Raw genomic sequence first — 24913 nt, forward strand, 5'->3', positions numbered from 1 at the left:
TGTTATTTTTGGTAAACAAATAAAAAACGCCTGATGCATCCTCGCGACACATCAGACGTTTTCTCTTATTTTTTCAAATACGCCTTCATCAGCTTTGTTTTCGTTTCCCACATCTCTTCACTGATGTGCAGACGGTAATGCTCCGGATTCAACATGCGCAAGTATTCAGGCCAGAACAGCTTGAGCTGCTCACGATGGTAGTTGCGAATCTCTTGAAGGGTCGGCAGTTCATAAATCAGTTCCCCATCCACAAATACCGGAACGAGTAGCGACTCTGCCTGGTAGTTCTCCAAATGCTTGCTCAAATACGTATGGCTCGGATGGAACAAATGGAGAGGGGCTCTCTTTTCGACTGTTGTTTCATGCGGGAAGCACATGTAGTCAGCAATCGCTTTGCCTGTTTCCGGATCAATCAATCGGTACATATCTTTAATGCCCGGCGTCGTGACTTTTTCCGGATTCCCAGAGATTTTGATGGTCGGCTGATATTCTCCGTCCGCGCCTTCGCGTGCCACCAGCTTGTATACGCCTCCGAGCGTCGGCTGATCCGCTGCCGTGATGAGCTGCGTTCCAACTCCCCAGCTATTTACACGTGCTCCTTGTACTTTCAGGTTCATAATCGTGTGCTCATCGAGATCGTTGGAAGCGACAATTTGCACATCGGTCATACCTGCCTTATCCAGCATTTCACGCGTCTTGCAGGACAAATACGTCAAGTCGCCACTGTCCAAGCGCACTGCCGTCAGCTTTTTGCCTTGTTTCTCCAGGCGTTTTCCGACCTTAATTGCATTCGGCACGCCGCTTTTGAGTGTATCGTAAGTATCGACCAGCAAGGTTACCTGTCCTGGTAGAGCTGCTGCGAAGCGCTCAAATGCTTCTTCCTCACTCTCAAAGCTCTGTACCCAAGAGTGAGCGTGCGTCCCTTTTGTCGGAATGCCAAACATTTTCCCTGCCAGCATGTTCGAGGTCGCGTCAAAGCCAGCCAAATAAGCTGCCCGCGTCCCCCACAGCGCAGCATCTGCCTCCTGCGCCCTTCTCGTTCCGAATTCCATAAGAACATCATTGCCCGCCACGTTTTTAATCCGCGAAGCTTTGGTTGCAATCAGCGTCTGGTAGTTCATATAATTCAACAGGGCCGTTTCAACCAGCTGTGCCTCCATGACACGCCCCTCTACGCGAATGAGCGGCTCGTTCGGGAAAACCACGGTTCCTTCTTTCACAGAGTAGAGCGAGCCCTTAAAACGAAGCTGGCGCAGCTCTTCTAAAAACTTCGGATCGTAGTTCTCCTCCTGCTCACTCAAATACTTGAGATCGCTTTCTTCAAAACGCAAATTTTTTATATAGGAAACAATTCTTTCCAATCCGGCAGATACAGCGTATCCGTTTCCAAAAGGTAGCTTGCGGAAAAATGCTTCGAAAACGACCTTCTGATTGTGTGTTCCGTTCACCCAATGGGCGTACATCATGTTTATTTGATATTTATCTGTGTGTAGTGCCACACCAAATGATTGCATGTCACTGAGGCCTCCTGTGTATTCCTTTCTATCATCATACCAGAAGCGTTCGCTGATGCCCATCCGCTGTGGAGGATATTAGGGAATGTGGTATAGTATGGGGGTGGACACCCCCACTACTTAGGCTAACCCCTTGAAGTGGGGGTTCTTGGGTAGTCCCTTCTACCGAAGAGAATTTGACCAAGCTATCCCCGTAGTCCCTACGGTTATAGAAGAACTTGTACGTTGGGCTCTTCTCTCTAACCTACTGCTTGGTTTTCGCGATTCAGTTAGAGAGGGCGAAGGTGCTTGAACATTTTACGCAGAAGAGCCTTTCCTCCTGCAACCCTTTATGTTCAGTTTTCAAAGAGCAATCTGTACAAGTCGATTATAGTCGATCAAACAAGAAGTCGGTCAAGTAAGAAGTCTTAACCTTGCATTGTCCGCAGCCCTTACTTTTGCAAGAAGAAGTGGCTACTTCTTGGCTAATACAATAAAAGAGGCAATCGTACAGGCTGGGAGTGTGATTATGTTGGACAGAAGAATAATTTCTATTAGTAAAGGATTACCTAAAAATAATATGTACAACGGCAAGGAATATCTCTCCGGCATTTGGAAGGAGGAAGCAAACGAGCTCATTGTCCGTTCCGAGAAAATTGATGACGACGATATCGCAAATCCAGAGTACCACGGTGGCCCAGACCGCGTCGTCTGTGCGTATCCTTTTGAACATTACGCCCATTGGGAGAAGTTATTCGGCCAACCTCTGACCAATGCGGCATTCGGAGAAAATCTCTCGCTCGCTGGCATGACTGAAGAGCAGGTCTGCATCGGGGATGTGTATCAATTTGGTGATACGATCCTGCAAGTGACCCAAGGCAGATTTCCTTGCGCAACGATCAACAAGCGCAACAACAATAACCAACTGCTCAAATCCGTGGTGGAAATGGGCTATACGGGCTATTTCTTCCGCGTTTTGCAGGAAGGGACGATCAAGCCAGACTCAGAGATTACCCTAATCTCTGCTCATCCAAAGCAAGTCAGTGTGGCTTCCATCCACCACTTGTACTTCCATGACAAAGCACCATCCCAAGGGACGATACAGCGTATGCTCGAGGTGGAGGAATTGGCCCTGCCTTGGCGGAATAAATTACTTGAAAAACTGGAAAAGCAGCAGTAATAGCGAAAGGAACGTCTCATGCGAATTAATAAGTTCATCAGTGAAACCGGCATTTGCTCACGAAGAGAAGCCGATAAATTAATCGAGTCCAAGCGCGTGACAATCAATGGGCAACTCGCGGAACTGGGAAGTACGGTTGCGTCAGGAGATGACGTGCGCATCGATGGACAGCCCCTCGGTGTCAAAAAGAAAGATGTCTACATCGCCTTGAACAAACCTGTCGGAATTACGTGTACCACTGAACTGCACGTCAAAGGCAACATCATCGATTTCGTGAATCACCCCGAGCGGATTTTTCCTATCGGGCGTCTGGATAAAGATTCGCAAGGCCTCATCCTGTTAACCAACGACGGAGATATCGTAAACAAAATTTTGCGTGCTGAGAACAATCATGACAAAGAGTACATCGTCACCGTAGACAAGCCCATCACGGCGAATTTCTTGCATGGAATGGCAAACGGCGTACGCATTCTCGGAACGACTACCAAGCCTTGCAAAGTAACCAAAGTCAGCGACCGCGTCTTCAATATCGTGCTAACGCAAGGGCTCAATCGGCAAATCAGACGGATGTGTCAGGCTTTTGGTTATCAGGTAAGAAAGCTTGAGCGAGTACGCATCATGAACATTGGGCTGGGGAATTTGAAATTGGGGCAATGGCGCAATCTGACGGCCAAGGAATTGACTGATCTGAATAAAAACTTGTGAAATCAGGACGGGTTGGAGTTAGTATAGTGGCTCATTTATATTTTCTTTCATCAAATATACGCGAATGATTTGCTATCCTTTCAATATCCTGTTATGCTAGTAGAGAATTATTTTTGTTCGAAGCAACGGATAGCGTAGATAGCAAAATTTCGTCTAGATGATCCTGAGAGCAAGGATAGTAATATATGTGTGCTACACACTAGGAGGCAATAACAATGGAACAAGGTACAGTAAAATGGTTTAACGCAGAAAAAGGTTTTGGTTTTATCGAGCGCGAAGGTAAAGAAGACGTATTCGTTCACTTCTCTGCTATCCAAGGCGACGGTTTCAAATCCCTTGACGAAGGTCAAAAAGTTACTTTTGACGTAGAACAAGGCCAACGCGGACCACAAGCTACTAACGTTCAAAAAGTTTAATTTAACCAAACACAAAAAACAGACTCCTGTAAGGGCGTCTGTTTTTTTGTTGTCTGAGACACAAATAAAAAACCCTACTCACGTAAATGGAGTAGGGTATGCTACAGAACAGTAAATGGTAGACTCAGTATAACACAGTACATCGTACTTCTTAAAATTTTTATATTTTCAAATACGGATTATTAAAACCAGCTCTTCCTTTTCCTACCTGTTCAACTGACGAACCGTACTGACGAGCCTTTGCAAACCGTCGCGCAGCTGGTGTTCATTCAAATAGGAATAACTGATGCGTATCCAAGAGCTAAACTCCCGCAGCGGATCACAGATCGCACCGGGCACAAACGTAATCGATTGTTCTATGCATTTCGCCAAAAGACTATCCATCGGGACGGAATCAGGCAGCTTCACCCATAAATTAAAGCCTCCTGGTGGGCTGGACCACTCCCAGTCTGTCACAGACAGCTCTTCTTCCATGATATCCCGGCGAATAGCCAGTGCAATTCGCAGCTTCGCCAAATGCTGCTGCATCCGTTCGGAGAAGAAATAATGCAAAAAAATCTTTTGATTCAGCAGGGGCGCCCCACTGTCGGACAGTGATTTCGCCTGAATCAAATAATTCATAATAGATGGACGGCATGCCACAGTCGCAATACTCAACCCCGGCCCGATGTACTTGCTAAAGCTGCGCAGATAGATGACATAGCCTGCCGTGTCGTAAGAAAAAAACGGCAGTGGAGGCTCGTCACCGAAGTAAATATCGCGGCATGGATCATCCTCTACGATCAGACACTGATACTTCGCAGCCAGTTCCACCAGTCTCTTCCGTTGTTCAGCGGGAACCGTATAGCCTGTCGGATTGTGAAAGGTCGGATTGAGATAAAACAGGCGCGGTTTTTCTTTTTGCATCAACAGTTCAACCTGCTCCAAATCATAGCCATCCGGCGAAATCTCGATGGAAATCATGTTGGCGCCCTGTCTTCCGAATACATCGATGGCCGGACTGTACGTAGGTCTCTCAATCAACACGACATCACGCGGCTTTACAAGTACTCTGGCAACCAAATCAATCGCTTCCTGCGAACCAGATGTAATCATCAGCTCATCGGGGGACAGGTGAAAATGATTACGGCTAACATAATAGCTGCACAGTGCTTCCCGCAGCTCCTGATCTCCCTGTGTAGTTGAGTAGGTACCCAGCACTTTTGGATACAGATCAAACACTTTCTTCACGTACTCGGAAAAGTAATGATTCGGCAATAAATTAGGTTCGATCAATGCTTTGGAAAATTGATAGGTCGCCTGCACCTGATGAATTTCCGAAAGATGACTCTTGTGCACATAGGCAGAAACGATTGGATCATTCATCGACTCCACTGGCAACAGGCTGCTCGGTTGTACATAATACCCCGACTTATCCTTCACGTACACATGGCGGTTTTGCTTTAATAATTGAAATGCTTTAAAAACCGTCAGGCGATGCACATTCAATTCCAACGCCAACATTCGAACAGAAGGGAGCTTTTCATGTGCCCTCCACTCATCGCGTCTGATTCGTTCCAGAAGATAGTCATACACTTGTTCGAACAGCTTATCAGAATGACTGTTTGAAAGAGCCTTCCTTTTCATGCCGCTCCCCCCTTCCCCCATGATAATGGATGGACCTTTGTATCTGTTCTATTCTATTTCATCTGTTCTATTCCCTTCCCCTTATGATGAGGAAAAGGGAGGAATCATAATGGTGCTGCTTAATTATGTGGTCATGTGCTTGATATTCGGAACGACTTTTCTGGCAATCAAAGTCGGGATCGATGCGGGAGCGCCGCCGTTTTTCTCAGGAGGACTTCGGTTCTTTCTGGCAGGTGTCATTTTGTTTTCATTCATGCTCTGGAAAAAACAGGCGCGTCTCTCGCTCCTGCTTCATAAAGAAATGCTCCTTACCGGTATCGGTTTGACGTTCGGGACATTTGCCCCCTTGTATTGGGCAGAGCAGCATGTAAGTTCAGGAATTGCAGCGATATTATCTGCAACAGGCCCTCTCATGGTGATGCTGCTTCAAACCGGTATTACTCGGCAAAAACCCCCCGGTATTGCTTGGACGGGTTGCTTGGTTGCCTTTGTCGGTGTCTTTTTGCTGATTTTACCCGGTGTGACCATCTCATTCAGTCTCCTTTGGCTTACAGGGTGCATGGCAGTCATATTCGGGGAAATCTTTTATTCTGCTGGTGCAGTATACTCCCGGAGCGTCATCCAACGGTTTCAAGATACCTCACCCATCGCTTTGAATGCGGCACAGATGATGTATGGAGGAGCCATGCTGCTTGTCTTATCGTTATTTACGGAGCAAGTGCATATCGAATCGATGCTCACGGCTAATGCGATCCTCTCGCTCCTGTACTTGGTCTTCGTTGGTTCCATGATGGGGCACACCATTTTCTATTGGCTCGTGGCCAAAACCAACCCTGTGTTTCCCTCCACGTGGCTCTATATCTCTCCGTTGATTGCCTTAAGCTTGGGCGTCATCCTGTACAATGAACCGCTTTATCTCCTGTCGTTAGCAGGGGGAATCACGATTATTGTCGGGATTATCCTGATTAATATGGATGGCTTGAAGCAATTAATGGGTAAAAAGGCAAACAAGCTGAGTGACATCAGCAATTAAAGATAGGAAAGGAGTACCACAAACAAAACTCACGCTTTGTGGTACTCCGCTTTTGGGAATATGGTTATTTCGTTTCTTTGATTTGCTCGGCGATTTTGATCAACTCGTCTTTGGATGCCACTTCCTCACTAGCACGAACGGAATATTGCGGCTTGGTTCACCCACGATGAGGGAATTTCTCATTATTTCGCTTGATTGATTTGTTCCGCCATTTTCAGCAACTCCTCTTCCGTACTCACACTCATCTTGGCTCTCAGGTTATAGTTCACCTTTGTACCATTTTTCACCCATTCCAAAGAGTGAATGGTGCCCCCATTTTCAGGTGCGAAAGTGGAGTACACGGCTTCATTGTCGCCAATCATGACTTTCTCCAAATTCTCCGCAAGTGTACCTCCACTTTTATTCTTTTCATCCAGAATGGAGACTTCTAAGAAAGCACTGCCTTTTTGGCTCTTGTACTCAATCTCTGCATTACGAAGCTTGTCTGATAATGGAATTGTTTGTACCACGTATTCTTTTTGCGTTCTTTCTTGTTCCTCTTTCATCGCTTTCTCATCATACTTGTCAATTGGGAGATAGATCGCTTCACCTGCTACAAACTTGAAATCCGTCCCCATCTCTGCCGGCACCTTGAACAGATGGCCAACCTTTTGTTCCATGTCCTTCCACGTTGTATAGGTAAAAGGCTTGGATCGTACATCTACGAACGGAGTACTGTTTGGATTTGATTCCAACTGAAGTTTTGTCAGCGGCCAATAAATGGCAACCGCTTCGCCAGGTTTTAATTCATTGACGATTTGTTCTCCCGTATCCAACTGTTTAAAAATCTCTGCATTTCGACTCTTGATCTGATCCTTTATGTCAGTGGGTAGCTGTTGCATATTTTGTTGCTGTTCTTGCATACTCATTTGTTTAAGCTTTAGCACTACTTCGCCATTCTCATTTTTCAACTGGATCATTTCCATCCCCGCCCATACGGAAGACGCTCCTACCAACATACCTACTGTGACTAACAAGCCAATTTTCTTTTTCACGACTTTTTCCTCCTTGTTTTCCTTGGCACGAATTGCTGCCATGACTTTATGTTTGACATCGACTTTCGGGATTGGCTTCGCTCTCAGCATGTCTTGCATCCTATTAAACGGATTTCTGTCCATTAGCGGCCACCCCTCCCATCGTTGGCAAATAACGTTTGCACTTTTTCAAAACGCGTTCAAATTGTTTGCGCAAGGCTACTGGCTTTTTGTCCATCAGCTCCGCGATTTCCTCGTACTCTCTTTCCTCTAGCACACGCAGGAAAATAAGTGTGCGTTCTTCGGCGGACAGTCGTTTCCAGATGCGTTCGATTGGCTCCCCCAAATAATTGCTGTCGATGCTCTCCTCAACATAATTGCGTCCATCCTGATCACGATTGTACAAAAAGGGCAACACGCGGCTTAATTTCCTGCGCTTTAGCACATTCGCACAATGGTTGTAAGCGATCCGGTACAGCCATGCGGAAAATGACAGTGAGTACGTATACTGGTCAAGATGCTCGTAGGCACGAAACAGGACTTCCTGGACAGCGTCTTCCGCATCTTGGCGATGACCGAGCATGTGATAGCAGTATGTAAAGATCGGTTGTTGATAGTGATCGATAATGAGTTCGTATTGCTCAAGAGAACCCGCTTTTATTTCGATCAGCAGGCGCTCTATCTCTGTTTTTTCCACGGTTTGCCCTCCTCTCATTATGAATAACAACTGGTATCTTTTGTTTGTGACACCTATTTTAGAAATTTTTGGTTCTGCAAATAAAATGAAAAAGGTGTTCCACCCGTCTCGTACGAAAAACCGCGTACTACAGGAAGGAACACCCTTATTCCATGCTTGTATTCATTTGTTTGTCTGTACGCTTGTCGAATGTCTTGATTCTTTCCCGGGAAATCGACAGCACCTGTCGGCTTCTCTTAGAAATGCTCTCCGTTGGCATAATAGCTTTCTTTTTGATAAGCGACAAATGCCATTTCCACTTCTGGGATGCCAAGAGATAAGACATGCTTGGTTACAATCTGGGCAAACTGGTCACGAACCTCTTGCCCCCGCTCAAACCATGCTACTTCAATAAAAGGAAACGACTCCACGATCTTCCCGCCAAAAACGCCTGTTGTATGCAAGCATTCGATTGTGAAATTGTCTGTACCGCATTGGCAGAGTGAAGCAAGCTCCACTGCAAGCGGTTCGCTAATCGTAGCCATTTGTTCAGCTTGAATGCCTCTAACGATAAGGTGTGGCATGATGATCCCCCCTGAAAAGTCCATACTTCTATGCTCTATCTTACCGTTCAAGAGGCAAAAAGAGTAGAAAAAACTAGGTCAGGGCTGCGGCGCTTCCATGCTTACCTACTGCCTCTTGCACCCGCACTTCTTTGTTCCCTTGCTGCAATTGATACATCTGATAGTACCTGCCTTGCTTCTCCATCAAGTCTTCATGCTTTCCTCGCTCTACAATTCTCCCTCGATCCAGTACGAGAATTTGATCTGCATTTTTGATCGTAGACAGGCGATGAGCAATGATGAAGGTCGTTCTCCCTTTTTTCAACACCTCAAGCGCATTCTGAATAATGCCCTCTGTTTCCGTGTCGATGCTGGCAGTCGCTTCATCCAGAATGAGGATAGCCGGGTCAAACGCGAGAGCACGCGCAAACGAAATTAACTGACGCTGTCCGAGCGAAAGCGTGCTTCCCTTCTCGATAACGGGTTCATCGAATCCTTTCGGAAGACTGCGGAACAGTTGGTCTGCCCCTACATCACACAATGCCTTCTCCACTTTTTCCGGCGAAATTGACGGATCATCCAGACTCACATTGGAACGAATCGTTCCTGTAAACAAAAACGGGTCCTGCAAAACAATAGCCATATGCTGACGAAGCTGCTGTTTGGAAAACGACTGCACATTGCGCCCATCAATCATAATCGCTCCTCTGTTTACATCATAGAAACGGAGTAACAGATTGATAATCGAGCTTTTTCCCGAACCCGTGTGACCAACCAGTGCCACTGTCTCTCCAGGCCAAGCTTCGAACGAAATGTTTTTCAGCACGAATTGGTCGTCTTTGTAGGCAAAGGAAACATCGTCGAAGCGAACATTCCCCTGATAGCACGGAACCTTTGCTGGATCAACGTCTACGCCCTCTTCATCCAGCAGTTCAAACACACGCGACGCCGCAACGAGGGATTGCTCCAGGTTCGCCAATTGGTTGACGATCTGTGTCATCGGCTGGAACAAGCGATTCAAATAATCGACGAATGCGTAGAGGACACCAAGTGAGAGCAGTGTACCTATCCCGAGGGACGCTCCTCCGAAATACCAGATGAACAAAACAAATGCGATATTACGGATGAACTGAACCAGGTTAAACGAAGCTGTCGCATTGAGCCGCAGCATTTTATTTTGGTAGGTGAACAACTCTTCGTTCAGCTCGCCGAATTCCCGCATCGTTTCCTTTTCCCTGCGAAACGCCTGAATGATCGGCATCCCTTGGATCGACTCGTTAATCATCCCGTTGATGTCACTGATGCGTGCCCGAATGACATGGTTGAATCCAGAGGCGTACTTGCGGTACAAGTAAATCCACACCACCATGATTGGCAAAATGACCAGACAAACGAGCGCGAGTCGTATATCAAGCAAGAACAGCGCTGCGAAAATACCGATTAAATAAATCCCGCTCGTAATAAAGTTGCCGAGCACATTCGTAAACAGCTCACGGATCGCCTCCGTATCGTTTGTGACACGAGCAACCACCTTACCAGCAGGGAGATGATCGAAATAGTGAATAGGCAATCGTTGGATATGAGCGAACACGTCAATACGCAGTCTCTCAATGACCTGATTCGCTGATTTTTGCCATAAAAATTTTTGCCCATAGTGGAAAAGTGAGGCAACTACTAGTAATCCGAAATAGAGAGCAGCCAGTGTGAGCAAGCCGCTTGTCTCTGGCCGGAAAAATTCAAATATCTCCTGATTGCTTAAGAGAGTGGCCTGGTACTCCGCTCGATCCGCACCTTTGACAATGACGAGCTTCCCATCCTCAACGGAGCGCTGCCCATCGTACGAAATCGCCTGATTCAAGAAATAATAGTCGCGCCCCACCTGCAGAACACGAACTTCCCCACCTGTGCTCTCACCAGCTACCAAGTGATCCTGTCTGGTGTAATACTTCCCTTTGTAGAACACGGAATTCTCACGCTGTGCCGTCTCATACCAAGGGAATTCAATGCCCATGATGTGCGTATCGATCATTTTTTTCGCCAAAAACGGTCCCGTCAGTTCTGCCCCAACCGAGATGGACAGCATCAATACCGCCAAGAGGATCGTCTTTTTAAAAATGGATGCATAATGGACTAGCCTTTTCCCTGTCGTCATTCATTCACCCGCTTTCTGTCAGCGTCGCTTCAATCTGCTGTTTCTCGAATTGTTCTTTATACCAACCGCCCAGCTCCAATAGCTGTGCATGTGTACCTTCCTCGACGATTCGTCCTTCGTCTATGACGAGAATCCAATCTGCATGCTGGACCGCCGATAAGCGATGTGTGGTGATCAGTGTTGTTTTGCCTGCACGCTCCCGGCGAATATTTGTGATCATCTCCGCCTCGGTTTTGCCATCCACCGCCGACATGGCATCGTCGAGAATCAAAATTTCCGGATTGACCAACAGAGCCCGAGCAATCGAAACCCGCTGTTTTTGCCCACCTGAAAGGGCTACACCTTTTTCACCAACAAGCGTTTGCAAGCCTTCAGGCAATAGCTGAACATCCCGAGCAAATGCGGCCTGCTTCAACACTTCCTGTAATTGTTCTTCTGTTGCCTCGTTGTTCCCGAACAGGATGTTTTCGCGGACTGACTTCGAGAACAGAATCTGCTCCTGCGGTACATAGCCGATCCAGCTCTTGATGTTATCCAGGCTGATCTGTTCTAGCGCCTCTCCCGAAATACTAATGGCTCCCCGTCCTACCGGATATTCGCGAAGTAGCTGTCGAACCAACGTGGATTTCCCGCTTCCCGTACGCCCGACGATTCCTAGCGTCTGACCCCGCCCAAGGGTAAAGGAGACATCCACTAGTTGGTCAACCTGCGCTGATGGATAGCGGAATGTCACGGAATCGAACCGAATGACTTCTGGTACTGCCACACGAACCGGTCTGTCGTGATCCGTCACATCGGCTTCGTACGCCAAGGTTTCATTGACCCGATCCAGCGAGGCACTTCCTCTTTGCATCACATTAATCAATTCGCCAATCGCAAACATCGGCCAAATGAGCATCCCGAGATAGACGTTGAACGAGACGAGCTCTCCCAAGGTCAGTTCTCTTTGGAACACGAGGTAGCCACCGTAGATCAAGCCGATCATATAACTGATCCCCACCAATATTTTGACGGTCGGCTCAATCAACGAATCGATTCTCGCTACATCGATATTTTTTTGATACACTTCATGTGTTTTTTGGCGAAAGCGCTCCTGATCCGCCATCTCCTGTACGTAAGCTCGAATCACGCGAACCCCAGAGACGGATTCCAACACGCGGTCGTTTAGCTCACCGAACGAGGTTTGAGCGGTAGAAAATCGCTCGTGAATTTTTTTCCCATACTGCTTAATGATATAGGCCATGAACGGCAATGGAAGGATCGCCGCTAAGGTCAGCTTCCAACTGATCAAGAAGCCCATCGTCAGCACAATTGCCCCTGTAAAGGATAACGAATCCACCATCGTCAAAATTCCGAAGCCTGTCGTCATCGAGACAGCCTTTAGGTCATTTGTCGCTCGTGCCATCAGATCACCGGTACGATTGCGCTGATAAAACGTTGGCGTCATCCGCAAAAAATGTGTCATGAGCTTCGACCGTAACGTCCGCTCCGCAAGAAACGCTCCCCCAAACAACTGGCGAATCCAGATAAAATTGACCCAATAAATCGCGACAGACAATACACCGAAAAACAGCAAGATGGATACTAGCCGCTCGCCAGTCAGCGTCCCCAGGTGAATCTCATCAATAGCCACCCCGATGATTTTTGGAGGGATAATCTCCAATAAGCCGCCCAGAATCAATAGCAGAATAGCGACCGTATACCGTTTCCAATGCTCCTTGAAAAACCAATCAAGCTTTGCTAAAACCGAGAACATCCGTATTTCTCCCCTCTCTTTACCCGGCTGGGTGACCTTTTAAAGAGGCCAAAAAAAGACATATCGCCCATGAGCAACATGCCTTTTCCTCAACAAAAATAGAAAAGGCGCAAGTTACGAAAAATGTAACCTACGCCATGTTAACGAGATCAAAAAAACGATACTACGCTCGTATCAATGGTGGGGTTACGTCATGTATGCCCTTGTTTGAATGACCCATGCGTACAATTCTTTTCATGACTAGCCCACCTTTCCATTAATATTTTGAATTTCCAATAAATACATTCTGAACTTTATCATTATTACAGATACATTGTCAACCGCGAAAATACCGCAGGCAAAATTCTGTCAGCATTGATTCGGCTCATGAACAATGGGTAAACGTATCTTTTGTATTTTTGCTTGTGAACTTTTTTTGGTATGATTATCCTCATGAAGCTTATTCAGGAGGCCATTTATTTTGTTATCATCCAATCAAAAGCGTCGATTGACATCTGTTCAAATCATCGTGTTCGCCTACGTTGGGCTCATCCTGATCTCAGCGTTTCTTCTGTCATTGCCGTTTTTTCACTTGCCGGGAGTCTCTCTTTCTTTTATTGACTCTTTGTTTACTGCGGCGAGTGCTATCAGCGTTACCGGGCTGACTGTCATTACGATTCATGAGGTTTTCAACCAGTGGGGGATTTTGTTTCTTACGTTGCTCTTCCAGGTTGGCGGGGTTGGAATCATGACACTCGGTACGTTCATTTGGATCCTCATGGGTCAAAAAATCGGCCTGGAACAGCGCATCTGGATCGCAACAGACCACAACCGCTCCACGCTGTCTGGTCTGGTCGACCTGATGCGCAATATTCTCGTGATTGCGCTCATGATCGAGCTGGTGGGGACCATCCTGTTAGGTAGTCATTTTATTTACGCCGGCTACTACGACGATTGGTACACCGCGTTTTACCACGGTTACTTTGCATCTGTCAGTGCTTTTACGAATGCCGGGTTTGACCTGCACGGAAACTCTATGCTCGACTTTACCCACGATTACGTGTTTCAGACTATCGTGATGATCTTGATTATTTGTGGAGCGATCGGTTTTCCCGTCCTCGTGGAGCTGAGAACGTACTTTTCTTATCGCCGCGCAAAAGTGCGTTTCACCTTTTCCCTCTTCACCAAGATCACGACACTGACGTTCTTTTCCTTGATCGCCATTGGCGCCCTGCTCATTTTCGTTTTTGAACGAAATCACTTTTTGGTCGATAAGTCTTGGCATGAAATGCTGTTCTATTCATTGTTTCACTCCGTCTCCTCGCGAAGCGGCGGCTTGGCTACGATGGATATCAGCCTCTTGTCGACCACAACACTCATCATGCTCTCTGGGATGATGTTCATTGGCGCCTCGCCGAGCAGCGTGGGTGGGGGGATACGGACCACGACGTTCTTCGTCCTGATTGCCTCTGTTTTTGCCAACATGCGTGGCTACAAGGATGTAAAGGTGTTCGGAAGAGAGCTGGTTGATGAGGACATTCAACGCTCCTTTAGTGTCTTTTTCATCGCAATCATCCTGGTGTTCACAGCGGTCATGCTGCTCGTCTGGCTGGAGGATTTACCTTTCCAGTACGTCTTGTTCGAGGTCTGCTCTGCTTTCGGTACGACCGGATTGTCTACCGGGATTACGGCTCAGATGGGCATAGGCGGCAAGCTCATCCTGATTATTACGATGATGATCGGACGTATCGGGATTATCAATTTGCTCCTCTTCTTGAAGCGCAATGACCGAATCGTACGCTACCATTATCCGAAAGAACGCATCATCATTGGTCAATAGAGGAAAGGAAATCCCCCAAAGCTATGTAGCCGTTGGGGGATTTTTTTCTAGAATCAGAAAGCTTGCAGAGAACAGGCCTTCCTTGTCATCGCATGTAGAATTAATACGGGCCCCAGTTAATTAATACCCCGATCACGATAAACACGATGGAGAGAACTGTCCATACTGCTGTGAGCGGAAGCATGAACTTCAGCCACTTGCCGTAGGAAATGCCACTCATCGCCAAAATACTCATCAGAACACCTGAGGTTGGGTTAATGCAGTTAACCACACCTTCTCCGAGCATCAGAGCCTCTACTGCGACCTGACGCGTAATGCCCATCAGGTCAGCCAATGGTGCCAGCAGAGGCATCAGCATAACGGCTTCACCTGATCCGGACGAAATCAAGAAGTGCAGTCCGGCGCTTCCGAGGAACATCCCAATCGCCCCTGCCATCGGCGAGAGCGGCTCCAGGATGGTAGCAAGCCCGTACACGATGGTATCGAGGAACTTTCCATCTTCCAAAATGACCGTGATCGCACGTGCCATACCGACAATCAAAGCCCCATAAATCAGTCCCTGACAGCCTTTCAAGAACGTTTTAGCGATATCGTTGCCACTCATCTTGTTAAGCAAGCCTACGCCGATCGCAATAAAAATAAAGATTCCGGCCATCTCGTTTACGTCCCATTTGAACAAGATCGTGCAGACGATAAAACCAATCAGAACGATCCCTGTAAACGCCAAGATCAATTTGTGACGGGTAGTAAAATCAACATTTTTCGTGTCTACTTCCATCGTAGTTGAACCACTATCAGAAGGAAAGAGCTCGTCCCCCAAGATACTCTTGTTTTGACGAACCTTCCGCGCGTAACGCCCGATGTACAGAATGGTTACGATCACAAACGTAGCATAAATGATGGTGCGGTAGCCGATACCTGAAAACAGCGGCAGCTCCGCAATTTGTTGGGACAAGCCCAGCGTTCCTGGAAAAGCAATTGTCGTATTGAATCCGGCATACACACCCAGATAAATCAGAGCCACACCAAAGATCGCATCCATTTTCATCGCTCTCGCAATCATGATGCCGAGCGGAACGAAAGCAATGACGGAGTTGACGATGACACCCAACGTACCCAAAATGGAAAAGACGGAAGTAATCAAAATAACCAGTAGCCACTCTCTATTTCCCAATTTTCGGACCATGGTCAGAATCGCTGCGTTGAGTGCACCTGTCTTATCCAAAACAGCTAAAGCACCGCCTGTGAACAAAACGAGGAAGATGATCGGCGCGCCTTTAACCATCCCTGTCTGGATCGCGGTAAAAAACTCGATAAAGCCCGTAGGATTCGGCTCGACCGCATGATAGCTACCCGGTACAACCGTCGTCACATTGCCGTTTTTTACACGGTCAAATTCTCCTGTCGGGACCACATAGGTAGCCAATGCACATAGAAGTAAGATGCAAAACAAAAGGACATAGGCGTCTAGCCGAAATAAGCTTTTCTTTTTTAGTTGCTTGCTCTCTGTCATAAGGTAACCCCCTGCGTGTGTAGCGGTTCTCTAAGAATGTTGGGCTGCTTCATAAATCGCAGCTGTCATGATTTTTGCCCCATAAATCAAGGCATCTGTCTGAAAGGTCATCTGTGGATGATGCAAAACAGGTGTGAGACCACACCCCAAACCAATCATCGTGGTAGCAAGCTCAGGGCGGTGAATCGCGTAAAAATGGAAGTCCTCTCCACCCGGTGTCACACATATATCGGCAATTTTGTCCTCACCCAACACTTGCCCAATTGCCTTTTTGGCTACTTGGATCATGTTCGCATTGGCGACCGCAGCCGGTGTGACTCCCGACCATTCCCACTCCACATCCATGCCCATCAAAGCCCCTGTCTGAGCCATGGCATGCTCGGTTTTTCTCCGCAATTCTGCCATTCCTTCATTGGACTGTGCACGTACATCGAGGCTAAAGTTCGCTCGATCAGGGATGACGTTCACCGTTTCTCCCCCTGCCTGCAATTGGGTCATCTTCACGGAAAAAGAGCACCCGTCTTCCAGACGAATGTTTTGCAACGCCTGAACCAAAAACGAAGCGGCTTCGATGACATTTTTTCCGAGCGCCGGACGTGCTCCGTGTGCTTGCAGACCTGTAATCGTCCCTCTGAGAGAGCTAGACGATCCATGCAAAATCGCCGGAGCAGCGCTGCCATACGGGACTTCCATTTCCGGGCGCAGATGGACGCCGATCAGCTTTGTCACGCCTTCCAGGGCGCCATCCTTCATCATCTGCAAGGCTCCACCCATCTTCTCTTCAGCAGGCTGGAAAAGAAAGCGCATCGTTTTTGGCGGTACCACTCCGCTTGCTTGAATAGCTAGAGCGCTGTAGAGAGCCAGTGTCGAGTGAGCATCGTGTCCGCATGAATGATTTGCTCTCACTACACCGTCCACTTCCTGCACGAGTGCATCCATATCCGCGCGCAAAGCAACAATTTCAGCACTCTCTCCAGGAATCTCCGCATAGAAGCCGTGGTGCCCCTCGAAGCGTGTGACGGCAATACCAGCCGCCTCCAAGCGTTCCCGCAAATATCTCGCCGTTTTCTCTTCGTGCCAGCTCGGCTCCGCCAATTGATGCAAATCTTTGTATGTTCGCACTATTTCGTCGCGATGCTCGTCCAAGTATAAGAACGGATTCATCCGATACATCCTCCTCCTTGATGTCTTCTCTAGTATCTCGTTTAGCTCTACCGGATGTATAGCAAGATTTGTGCCAAAAGCATATTGTTATAAAAGTTAAGCATTTCTGAACAATCCTGGTTTTTTTAGGTTATAATATAGGTTGTTTTTAATAGATATCTGCTCCAATATTTTCACCCAAATCTAAAAGCTATTCGGCAAATATAAAGGAGTCGCATCATGATAAAACACAACCCATGCATCTTGTTGATGACCCGGCTGGAGACGATCAGCTTGGTGTTTGCAAACACGCTCACGTCTTTTTTCGGCAACCGCTTGAACATCATTCGAAACCATATGCAAGAACGGCTTCACCCGAGTGTGTACGATGCAGTTGACCTCATTCTCGTTTCGGACACCAGTCTCTTGCACGATCAGCCAGCTCTTCCGTCAGACATCCCCGTGCTGCTAGCAAGGCGCACGATTGACATTAACAAGTTGGATCAACTCATGGATTTACCTCCAGGAACGCGCTGTCTATTTGTTTCCAACTCCATCGAAATGGTAGACGGCGCGATTGAGCTATTGTTTCATCTCGGATTCTCTCATCTGACTTTTATACCGTACGTACCCGATACCGAAACTCCGCTTCCTGAAAAAGATCAAATAGATGTCGCTGTCTGTCATGGACTCAGAGAGCTGATTCCTACTCATTTTGAAAACGTCATTGAATTGGGGCACCGCCCTTTGGATTTGACGACGATCTTTGATATTTCGCGCCTGCTTGATCTGTCTCCAGATAAGGCAAACCTGTATACGGCTGACTTCATCAGTGATTTCGTCCATATCGGGCGCAAGCTGACCAATTCGGTACATAATGAGCGGAAGCTGAATGAAAAGCTGAGCTCCATTTTAAATGCTGTTCATGAAGGCATCATTGGCACAGATGCCACAGGGAATATTACTGTGCTAAACAAAGAAGCGGAGAAAATTTTGCATATGACTGAAGCAACTTGCATTGGGCGAAATATAGCAGTGGTCATTCCCGAATTTCATATTCTGGAGGTTGTCGAGTCACACACAGAAGTAACGAAGCAGGTATTGGAGTTCCGCGATTTGTACCTCTTGGTTACCAAGATTCCCACGTTCTTGGATGATCAGTTTCTTGGGGCAGTCATTACCTTTCAGGACGTGACGAAGGTACAACAGATCGAACAGGAAATACGGACGAAGAGTGCCAATCTCGGACTGATGACCAAGTATACGTTTGACAATATCATCGGCAAAAGCACGTCCATTCAGGCTAACAAGCGTGTGGCGACCAAACTGGCCGAAAGCGACTTTACGATTCTTATTACAGGAGAAAACGGAACGGGGAAGGAAGTTTTTGCCCAAGCCATCCATCACCACTCGACGCGTCGTGACGGTCCGTTCGTCCCCGTCAACTTTGCAGGGCTGACCGAGAGCTTGGTAGAGAGCGAGTTGTTCGGGTACGAGGAAGGTTCTTTTACAGGGGCACGAAAAGGCGGAAAGATGGGGCTATTCGAGCTGGCTCACAACGGGACCATTTTTCTGGACGAGATTGGGGATGCCCCACTCAGCATCCAAGCGGCACTGCTTCGCGTTCTCCAAGAAAAGCAGGTCATGCGTGTAGGGGGCTATCGCGTCATTCCAGTCAATGTCCGCGTCATCGCGGCTACCAATTGCAACTTGATGGAAATGGTCAAAAAAGGGACGTTTCGCGAGGATTTGTACTACAGACTGAATGTCCTGCCGTTACACATCCAGCCCCTGCGTGATCGTCCAGACGATATTTTGGTGCTGATCAATTATTTTTTGCAGAAAAAAAAGCAGCGTCTGTCCTTCTCCCGAGAAGTAACGGAACAACTACTCCGTTACGATTGGCCAGGCAATATTCGCGAGCTGGAAAATTTCATTCACTATGCAGTCGTTATCGCAGAGGGGAATCAGGTGGAGCTGGCTCATTTGCCGGAGCGTTTTTTTGCGGCGCATGTCTCTACTTCACCACTTCTCTCTCACGGGGATGATACGTTGGAGGATACAATCCGGTATTTGTCCAGGCAAGGCTCCTTGGTAGATTACACAGCACTCCTGCAAGTACTGTCCGATTGCTACAAGCGTCAGGAGCGTACTGGACGCAGTGCCCTGCTCGCAAGAATGAACGGTGGCCCCTCCATGACTGAAGCCCAAATCAGGCACAAGCTGACCATGCTGGACCGCGCTGGGTGTGTCTCCATCGGGGTCAAGAAGCAAGGGACTCAGATTACTGCGTTTGGGCAGCAGGTGTTGGAGGCTTTGCTGATTGCTACGAAGGGATAATTATAGTTGTCTTCCAACAGATGTGGAGCCCGAAGCCCTGCCACATGTTTTCCAGTCGCCTATATCCTCTCTTCGTTCGGGCGGTCTCCTTCCAAGCATGTGGCAGGGCTTCTTTATAGCAATGTTATTATTCATTCTTTAAGTCGTTTTGAAAGTCAGTGCAAAGTAGCTTACTTACTACACTTCTTGAAACACTCTCAAGATGTTGACCAAAGCCACGTAGGAAGAAGTGCATTTCCAGTCCAAGCGCCTCTGGAGCCCTCCCCAGCGTAGAAATGAATAGAGGGGAATTTCAGCTTCACTTATGAGATACTTCCTCGAAACTTCAACGTTTGAAGCGCTCCCGCTATTCATTTCGGAGCGGACGGTCAATCCCCATCGCGGGGCGTAGGCCGAAGCGTAGACTGGAAATGCACTTCTTCCCTCCACTACAGCATCGATACTTGCATATAAAAAAAGCGGCAGGCTTTAGCTCCTCCGCTTTAGTACTTTTACCTAGGTAGTCACGATGGACGACTCTATTTTTTCTGGTTGAATCATAGGCAAAATAGGCAGCTCCATCAAATTCCGATGCTTGCCCGGCCCGTAGTAATCCTGCTCAGCATGTGCCAGACGGAAGCCATAGGCAGACAGCGCGCGAATAGAGGATGCGTTCGTTTCACTCACCGTAACCTGCACGGTGCGAAGTGTTGGAAACTGGCGCAGGGCTTGCAGTCTGGCTTCGATTAGCCGCTTGCCGATGCCTTGACCTTGAAACTCCTTGCTCACATTGCTGAACAGAAGCCAGCCAGTCGTCTGATACATATCAATGCCGGCGCAGCTAAAACCGATGAGCTGGCCGTTGTAGGTCGCCTTGAAAATCAGCTCAGGAAACAGCTCCATATACTTTTTCAGCTCATGCAAGTTCATTCGATCGGGTAATGTCATATCTGCCAACGTAATCATTTCAGCAAAATCATCTCTTACGACGCGCTCAATCTGCACTTCCACCCTACCCGCCTCCTGTACATTCGCTCTTACATTTACACTGTAGCAAACGGGTATAAAGCTGGAATGGATGGCGTGTGAAAGTACTGTAAAATTCATTGCCTTCGGCTGAACAAATACCTATAGAAGCGGGATGTAAATAGATACTCTCATCGCCTCAGGAAAGCGTGAACCCCTGACATCTGTCACTTCAAAATCCGGTCCTTCGCCTCTCTCATAATTCGATTGAGGTAACCACGTTCCGTAAATGTACCGACGTGTATTTTGCACAAGGTCGGCATCACCCGTCACTTTGAATTCCGCGTATTTTCCGCTAGGCAAGACGACCGAAATAAAGCCTTCGGACAGTTCATCAGAAACATGATGCACAGCCTCCCCGATCACAAAGGAAAAGCCCCCGTCATCTTCAAATTCGCAGGCGATTCCGTACGACATATCCTCCGCCGCTTTATTCGGAATCCGCAAATAGTCTTGATTGCGTCCAAATTCATAATAGAAGCCCGGAATGTCTTTGAAATGCTGCTCATCCTGTAAGCTCGTCCTGAACCTCCGCCCAATGATACGAATGTCATCCAATGTCGTGATGGTTGGTTTGTTCATCATAATCTCCCCTTTGATCGTTTGGCGAAAGGCCAAAAAGTCCATCTTGGCTAGATAAGGCAGCGAATGATTTTCTTTTCGATATCTTCCAGGTGTAATACCGAACTGCTTCTCGAAAGCGCGAGTCAATGCTTCCTGCGACTGGTATTGATAGGTCACGGCAATTTCGAGCACATTGTCACTTGTCTGTTTTAGTGCCAGTGCAGCTTCCGACAGTCTGCGCTTGCGAATGTACTCCTGTACACTGAAGCCTGAGATTGCCTGAAACAGACGTTGAAAATGAAACGCAGAAAAATGCGCCCTGGAAGCAATATCTGTGATGTTCATTTCTTCCTGAAGATGCTCTTCGACATAATCAATCGCGTCCTGAATCCGCTTGTACGTGTCCATCTTTGACTTCCTTCACCTATTTTTTCTTTAGTATGCGGGAGATGCCGAGCGTTTTTTTGATCAACTGTGCTATCTTTCAAGCTCATGTGGTCAATCGCTCTACCAATTCGGGCGACAGTTCCTTCTCTTCCTTTTTCCCATCCAGCTGCTGTGTCCAAATCCGCTCATACAGCATCTCAAAAGCGTATTTTCCCATCAACGTACTGGAGCTGGATACAGTGGTGATCTCTAGTAATTCTCCGATTGGCTGATCATCGCAACCGACTACGGCTAGGTCTTCTGGTACGCGAATCCCCAATCTACTTGCTTCTTTGATGATCCCTGCCGCTATATGATTGCACGATACGATCATTGCTGTCGGCCGCTCTTCTGTTTGCAGCAATTTCCCCACAACATCCTTGCCATCCTGGATCGTTAAACATTCTTCAAATGACCACTCAGGGGAAGGTGTCACGTCAATCGAACGCAGCTTTTCGTAATAGGCACGTTTGCGATGTTGACTGTTAAAGCTGTTTTTTCTGCCGATGCAATACCCGATTCGGCGATGCCCCTTCTTCATCAGATACTCCATCCCAATCAGAAACGTTTGATAGTGGTCGATATGAACACTCGAAACAGATGTGGTATCATTTGCTTCACATGTAATGATAGGACCGTATCCTGCGTATTCATGGAGCGTTTCGCAAGAGCTGGACCTTGAGCACATGATAAGCCCGTCGATTTTTTTATTTTTGAGCAAGTGTAAAACGCTGCGTTCTTGCTCGGGGTTATTATTCGTTTGGCACATCATCAGCTTGTAATGATGCTGGGCTGCTTCTGCTGCAATGCCTTCGATAATGGAGCTGTAGTATTGGTTGTTGACGAGAGGCAATGTCACACCGATGACCATCGTTTTTCCAGTTGAGAGGTGGACCGCATTACTGTTTTGAACATAATTTTGTTCTTCAATAATCTTGAGAATCTCCGCGCGTTTTTTCTCGTTCACGTACGGATGGTTGTTAAGTACACGGGAAACGGTTGAAACGGATACACCTGCCAATTTCGCGATTTCTCTTATGTTAGCCACTAAGATTACTCCTCGACGTCGGATCAGTACTTATTACATACATCAAAACACATTCCGCTTGCTCTGAAAAGCGTTCCACATCTTATGCTCTCCTTATGTAGAATGAAAGGAGTCGTGTTTTGTGATTCGCTTAAAATTTGAACATCTCTTATTTATCGTAGGCTTATTAATTTTGGCGCTCGGGATTAACATGATGACGACCATTACATCCTTTGGTCTTAGCCCGTATGATTCTCTGTTTATTGCCCTGCATCAAAACTTCGGGATATCAATTGGCTTCTGGATGTTTGCCATTAACCTGACCTTTGTCATCATCGTTCTTTTCATGGATCGCAGTTATATTTCTGTCGGTGCCATTTTGGTCATGGTTCTGATCTCCGTCTTTGTCGATTTGATCGGGTCCATCGATGGGCTCATGGCTGCTATCCGTTCATTGCCGCCGCTTCTGACGATGGCACTCGGAAACATTTGCATCGGCAGCGGTATCGGGTTGTATGTGTGTACGCAAGTGTGCACTGCTCCCCAAGAGGCATTTGTACTGGTTATGTCGAAAAGATTAAAGTGGACATTCAGACGGACAGAAATTTTGCTGGCGTGCATGTTTCTTAGCGCAAGCTTCCTGTTAGATGGCCCGATTTATTACGGAACAGTCGTGCTTTCGTTTACGACTGGCTACATTATTCAAGCAGCAATCAACGTCGGGAATAAAATGCTTCGTCTCGCCAATCAAAGGAAGGGGGCGGAGGCATAATAGGAGGAAAGCCTTGAGAAATTTTCGACCAAAAGTTGTGTGTTCGCTTGCAGTGAGCCTGTTTCTATTGCTTGGTGGTTGTTCCTCTTCCACTGGTCTCGTAAAAGCTGGCGGAGATGTTTTTGCCCAGAGCGAAATTCACAGACTGACCCAAGATCCTGAAAACGTGACGCATTACCAGCCGATGAGTATTCAGGAATTGACACCGCTATTGCCTTCGTCTTTCCAAAGCCGTATCAGGTCAATGGATAAAACGAAGCTGCCTTTTCCTGTCGAAAAAGAGATGGCCTATCTCGTCTCATTCTCCCCAGGCTCCGAAAAAGAAACACGATACCAGCTACAGCTGACATACACGCAGAATAACGAAGTCCCTATTACGGAAAACTTCTTCATCTTACGCATGACAGAGACAGATGAAAACCCCTTGGCCCATGTGAAACCATCTGCTTCTGGACTGGATTCGTTTGGGAACGTCATGCGCGTTGAGTCATTGACCGACGATATCACTTTCTATCATCATATCATCACGACAAACAGCTCTTATGTGTATAACTTTTACAAATATGATGATAAAAATCACGCAGTCAATCTGATCGTCACAAACGCCCACGAGATGGAGTTCTATGATCAAGGAATCTTTTATCATCTCGCGTACCACACCGGAAGCAATCAACTGGACCCTACCCTTCATGATCAGATGGTAGCGCTGGCGAAAGACTTAATTTCTGTCCGTTCCTAAATGAAAAAGAAGGATTCCCCTGTCGCTCATAAGACTGCGAGGCGGAATCCTTTTTTCTATCTCTTGACCTTCACGTGGCGTGAGGCTTTACCATATTTCCCAGTACGATCAAGTAACTGGAGGATGAACGATGCCAAACCACGAACAAATTTATAAAACGCAAGCGGAACAGTACGATTTGATGATTTCCAGACAACCAAGTCTGCTTGCTGTCATCGAAGAAATCACCCCTATCAAAGGACTGGACGTGATCGATCTGGGAGCTGGCTCAGGAAGACTCACCTCTGTGCTTGCCCCTCATGCCAAGTCCATTCTTGCTCTGGATGCTTCCGCCGCTATGCTAGAAGTGAATGCACAACAGCTGACGCAAGCTGGTCTTTCCAATTGGAAAACCAGCGTAGCGGATCATCGAAATATTCCCGCGGACGATAACACTGCGGATGTCATCGTAGCAGGGTGGACGGTTTGCTACCTCACCAGTTCTGAAGTTCCCAACAACGAGCTTAATCTTGAAAAGATCATTCTGGAGATGAAACGTGTGCTCCGTCCTGGTGGCATGATCGTCATCATGGAGACGATGGGGACCGGATACGAAACACCTCATCCACCAGAATTTCTTACACAGTATTATTCCTTGTTAGAAAACAAATACGGCTTCTCTCACAAATGGATTCGCTTGGACTACCAATTTGCAGACTTGGAAGAAGCAGAACGGCAAGCAAGGTTTTTCTTTGGTAATGAACTTGCGGACAGAGTCGTTGCGGAAAAGCTGGTGACTTTGCCGGAATGCGCGGGAGTTTGGTGGTTGGAGGTATGATTGCAAAAAAGCCATCCGAGAAGGATGGCTTCTTTTATTCCCTGAAAACTGGATCTGCATGATCAATTGCTAAGCGTGTGGATAAGTCCTCGACCGATTAGTATTCGTCAGCTCCACGCGTTACCGCGCTTCCAC

Annotated in this window: 21 protein-coding genes; 9 read left to right on the forward strand and 12 right to left on the reverse strand. The window is 47.2% G+C overall.

Features of this window, described 5'->3' with window-relative positions:
• Positions 1 to 65: 65 nt before the first annotated feature.
• The gene (locus ODZ53_RS28570; protein WP_372681732.1) at positions 66 to 1514 is read right to left on the reverse strand and encodes a nicotinate phosphoribosyltransferase; all 1449 of its coding nucleotides are present in this window, start codon (positions 1512 to 1514) and stop codon (positions 66 to 68) included.
• A 460-nt stretch (positions 1515 to 1974) separates the two neighbouring features.
• Here ODZ53_RS28570 and ODZ53_RS28575 point away from each other — a divergent pair, with 460 nt between their 5' ends.
• The 3 genes from ODZ53_RS28575 (at position 1975) to ODZ53_RS28585 (ending at position 3794) form a co-directional block, all read left to right on the forward strand.
• Positions 1975 to 2673 carry an MOSC domain-containing protein gene (locus tag ODZ53_RS28575; protein WP_372681734.1) on the forward strand — a complete coding sequence of 233 codons (699 nt, stop codon included), beginning with the start codon at positions 1975 to 1977 and terminating at the stop codon, positions 2671 to 2673.
• 18 nt (positions 2674 to 2691) lie between these two features.
• Positions 2692 to 3378 (forward strand): 23S rRNA pseudouridine(2604) synthase RluF, encoded by a 687-nt coding sequence (gene rluF, locus ODZ53_RS28580; RefSeq protein WP_173606645.1) that lies wholly within the window; start codon positions 2692 to 2694, stop codon positions 3376 to 3378.
• 215 nt (positions 3379 to 3593) lie between these two features.
• Complete coding sequence (locus tag ODZ53_RS28585) at positions 3594 to 3794, forward strand: cold-shock protein (RefSeq protein WP_007721941.1); 201 nt, start codon at positions 3594 to 3596, stop codon at positions 3792 to 3794.
• Positions 3795 to 3998: 204 nt separating this feature from the next.
• Here ODZ53_RS28585 and ODZ53_RS28590 read toward each other — a convergent pair whose 3' ends face one another.
• On the reverse strand, positions 3999 to 5420 hold the full coding sequence (locus ODZ53_RS28590; protein ID WP_372681736.1) for an aminotransferase-like domain-containing protein: 1422 nt from the start codon (positions 5418 to 5420) through the stop codon (positions 3999 to 4001).
• Between the two features lie 109 nt (positions 5421 to 5529).
• Between ODZ53_RS28590 and ODZ53_RS28595 the strand changes: the two genes are divergently transcribed.
• Positions 5530 to 6453, forward strand: coding sequence for a DMT family transporter (locus ODZ53_RS28595; RefSeq protein WP_372681738.1), 924 nt, complete (start codon positions 5530 to 5532; stop codon positions 6451 to 6453).
• Between the two features lie 182 nt (positions 6454 to 6635).
• Here the strand turns inward: ODZ53_RS28595 and ODZ53_RS28600 are convergent, their stop codons facing one another.
• From ODZ53_RS28600 to ODZ53_RS28620, 5 genes are all read right to left on the reverse strand, one after another.
• The gene (locus ODZ53_RS28600) at positions 6636 to 7610 is read right to left on the reverse strand and encodes a DUF4367 domain-containing protein (RefSeq protein WP_372681740.1); all 975 of its coding nucleotides are present in this window, start codon (positions 7608 to 7610) and stop codon (positions 6636 to 6638) included.
• Complete coding sequence (locus ODZ53_RS28605; protein WP_372681742.1) at positions 7591 to 8163, reverse strand: RNA polymerase sigma factor; 573 nt, start codon at positions 8161 to 8163, stop codon at positions 7591 to 7593. Before ODZ53_RS28605 ends, ODZ53_RS28600 begins: the two co-directional genes overlap by 20 nt.
• 236 nt (positions 8164 to 8399) lie before the next feature.
• Positions 8400 to 8726 (reverse strand): DUF1904 family protein, encoded by a 327-nt coding sequence (locus ODZ53_RS28610; protein WP_199927415.1) that lies wholly within the window; start codon positions 8724 to 8726, stop codon positions 8400 to 8402.
• 73 nt (positions 8727 to 8799) lie between these two features.
• Complete coding sequence (locus ODZ53_RS28615; RefSeq protein WP_372681745.1) at positions 8800 to 10857, reverse strand: ABC transporter ATP-binding protein; 2058 nt, start codon at positions 10855 to 10857, stop codon at positions 8800 to 8802.
• Between the two features lie 4 nt (positions 10858 to 10861).
• On the reverse strand, positions 10862 to 12613 hold the full coding sequence (locus ODZ53_RS28620) for an ABC transporter ATP-binding protein (protein ID WP_372681747.1): 1752 nt from the start codon (positions 12611 to 12613) through the stop codon (positions 10862 to 10864).
• 460 nt (positions 12614 to 13073) lie between these two features.
• Between ODZ53_RS28620 and ODZ53_RS28625 the strand changes: the two genes are divergently transcribed.
• Complete coding sequence (locus ODZ53_RS28625; RefSeq protein WP_173606651.1) at positions 13074 to 14432, forward strand: TrkH family potassium uptake protein; 1359 nt, start codon at positions 13074 to 13076, stop codon at positions 14430 to 14432.
• Positions 14433 to 14532: 100 nt separating this feature from the next.
• Here ODZ53_RS28625 and ODZ53_RS28630 read toward each other — a convergent pair whose 3' ends face one another.
• Both ODZ53_RS28630 and ODZ53_RS28635 read right to left on the reverse strand, forming a co-directional pair.
• A complete protein-coding gene (locus ODZ53_RS28630) occupies positions 14533 to 15945 on the reverse strand; it encodes a YfcC family protein (RefSeq protein ID WP_234126613.1) in 1413 nt (470 codons plus the stop codon).
• 30 nt (positions 15946 to 15975) lie between these two features.
• Entirely contained in the window at positions 15976 to 17109 is a 1134-nt protein-coding gene (locus ODZ53_RS28635; protein WP_372681750.1) for a M20 peptidase aminoacylase family protein, read from the reverse strand.
• A 219-nt stretch (positions 17110 to 17328) separates the two neighbouring features.
• On the opposite strand from ODZ53_RS28635, the gene ODZ53_RS28640 reads away from it, so the two are divergent.
• Complete coding sequence (locus tag ODZ53_RS28640) at positions 17329 to 19428, forward strand: sigma-54 interaction domain-containing protein (RefSeq protein ID WP_372681752.1); 2100 nt, start codon at positions 17329 to 17331, stop codon at positions 19426 to 19428.
• A gap of 495 nt (positions 19429 to 19923) precedes the next feature.
• On the opposite strand, the gene ODZ53_RS28645 is transcribed toward ODZ53_RS28640, so the two are convergent.
• The 3 genes from ODZ53_RS28645 to ODZ53_RS28655 all read right to left on the reverse strand — a co-directional run bounded on the left by ODZ53_RS28645 (position 19924) and on the right by ODZ53_RS28655 (position 22471).
• A complete protein-coding gene (locus ODZ53_RS28645; protein WP_035984911.1) occupies positions 19924 to 20418 on the reverse strand; it encodes a GNAT family N-acetyltransferase in 495 nt (164 codons plus the stop codon).
• Positions 20419 to 20535: 117 nt separating this feature from the next.
• The gene (locus ODZ53_RS28650) at positions 20536 to 21405 is read right to left on the reverse strand and encodes an AraC family transcriptional regulator (protein WP_372681754.1); all 870 of its coding nucleotides are present in this window, start codon (positions 21403 to 21405) and stop codon (positions 20536 to 20538) included.
• Positions 21406 to 21487: 82 nt separating this feature from the next.
• Positions 21488 to 22471 carry a LacI family DNA-binding transcriptional regulator gene (locus ODZ53_RS28655; protein ID WP_372681756.1) on the reverse strand — a complete coding sequence of 328 codons (984 nt, stop codon included), beginning with the start codon at positions 22469 to 22471 and terminating at the stop codon, positions 21488 to 21490.
• A gap of 121 nt (positions 22472 to 22592) precedes the next feature.
• On the opposite strand from ODZ53_RS28655, the gene ODZ53_RS28660 reads away from it, so the two are divergent.
• The 3 genes from ODZ53_RS28660 (at position 22593) to ODZ53_RS28670 (ending at position 24778) form a co-directional block, all read left to right on the forward strand.
• Positions 22593 to 23222, forward strand: a complete 630-nt coding sequence (locus ODZ53_RS28660) for a YczE/YyaS/YitT family protein (RefSeq protein ID WP_012684569.1) — start codon at positions 22593 to 22595, stop codon at positions 23220 to 23222.
• A gap of 13 nt (positions 23223 to 23235) precedes the next feature.
• Entirely contained in the window at positions 23236 to 23961 is a 726-nt protein-coding gene (locus ODZ53_RS28665; protein ID WP_199927406.1) for a hypothetical protein, read from the forward strand.
• A 130-nt stretch (positions 23962 to 24091) separates the two neighbouring features.
• Positions 24092 to 24778 (forward strand): class I SAM-dependent methyltransferase, encoded by a 687-nt coding sequence (locus tag ODZ53_RS28670; RefSeq protein WP_199927405.1) that lies wholly within the window; start codon positions 24092 to 24094, stop codon positions 24776 to 24778.
• The last annotated feature ends 135 nt before the right edge of the window (positions 24779 to 24913 follow it).

The organism is Brevibacillus sp. BD137, from assembly GCF_041644655.1.
GTDB lineage: Bacteria > Bacillota > Bacilli > Brevibacillales > Brevibacillaceae > Brevibacillus > Brevibacillus brevis_D.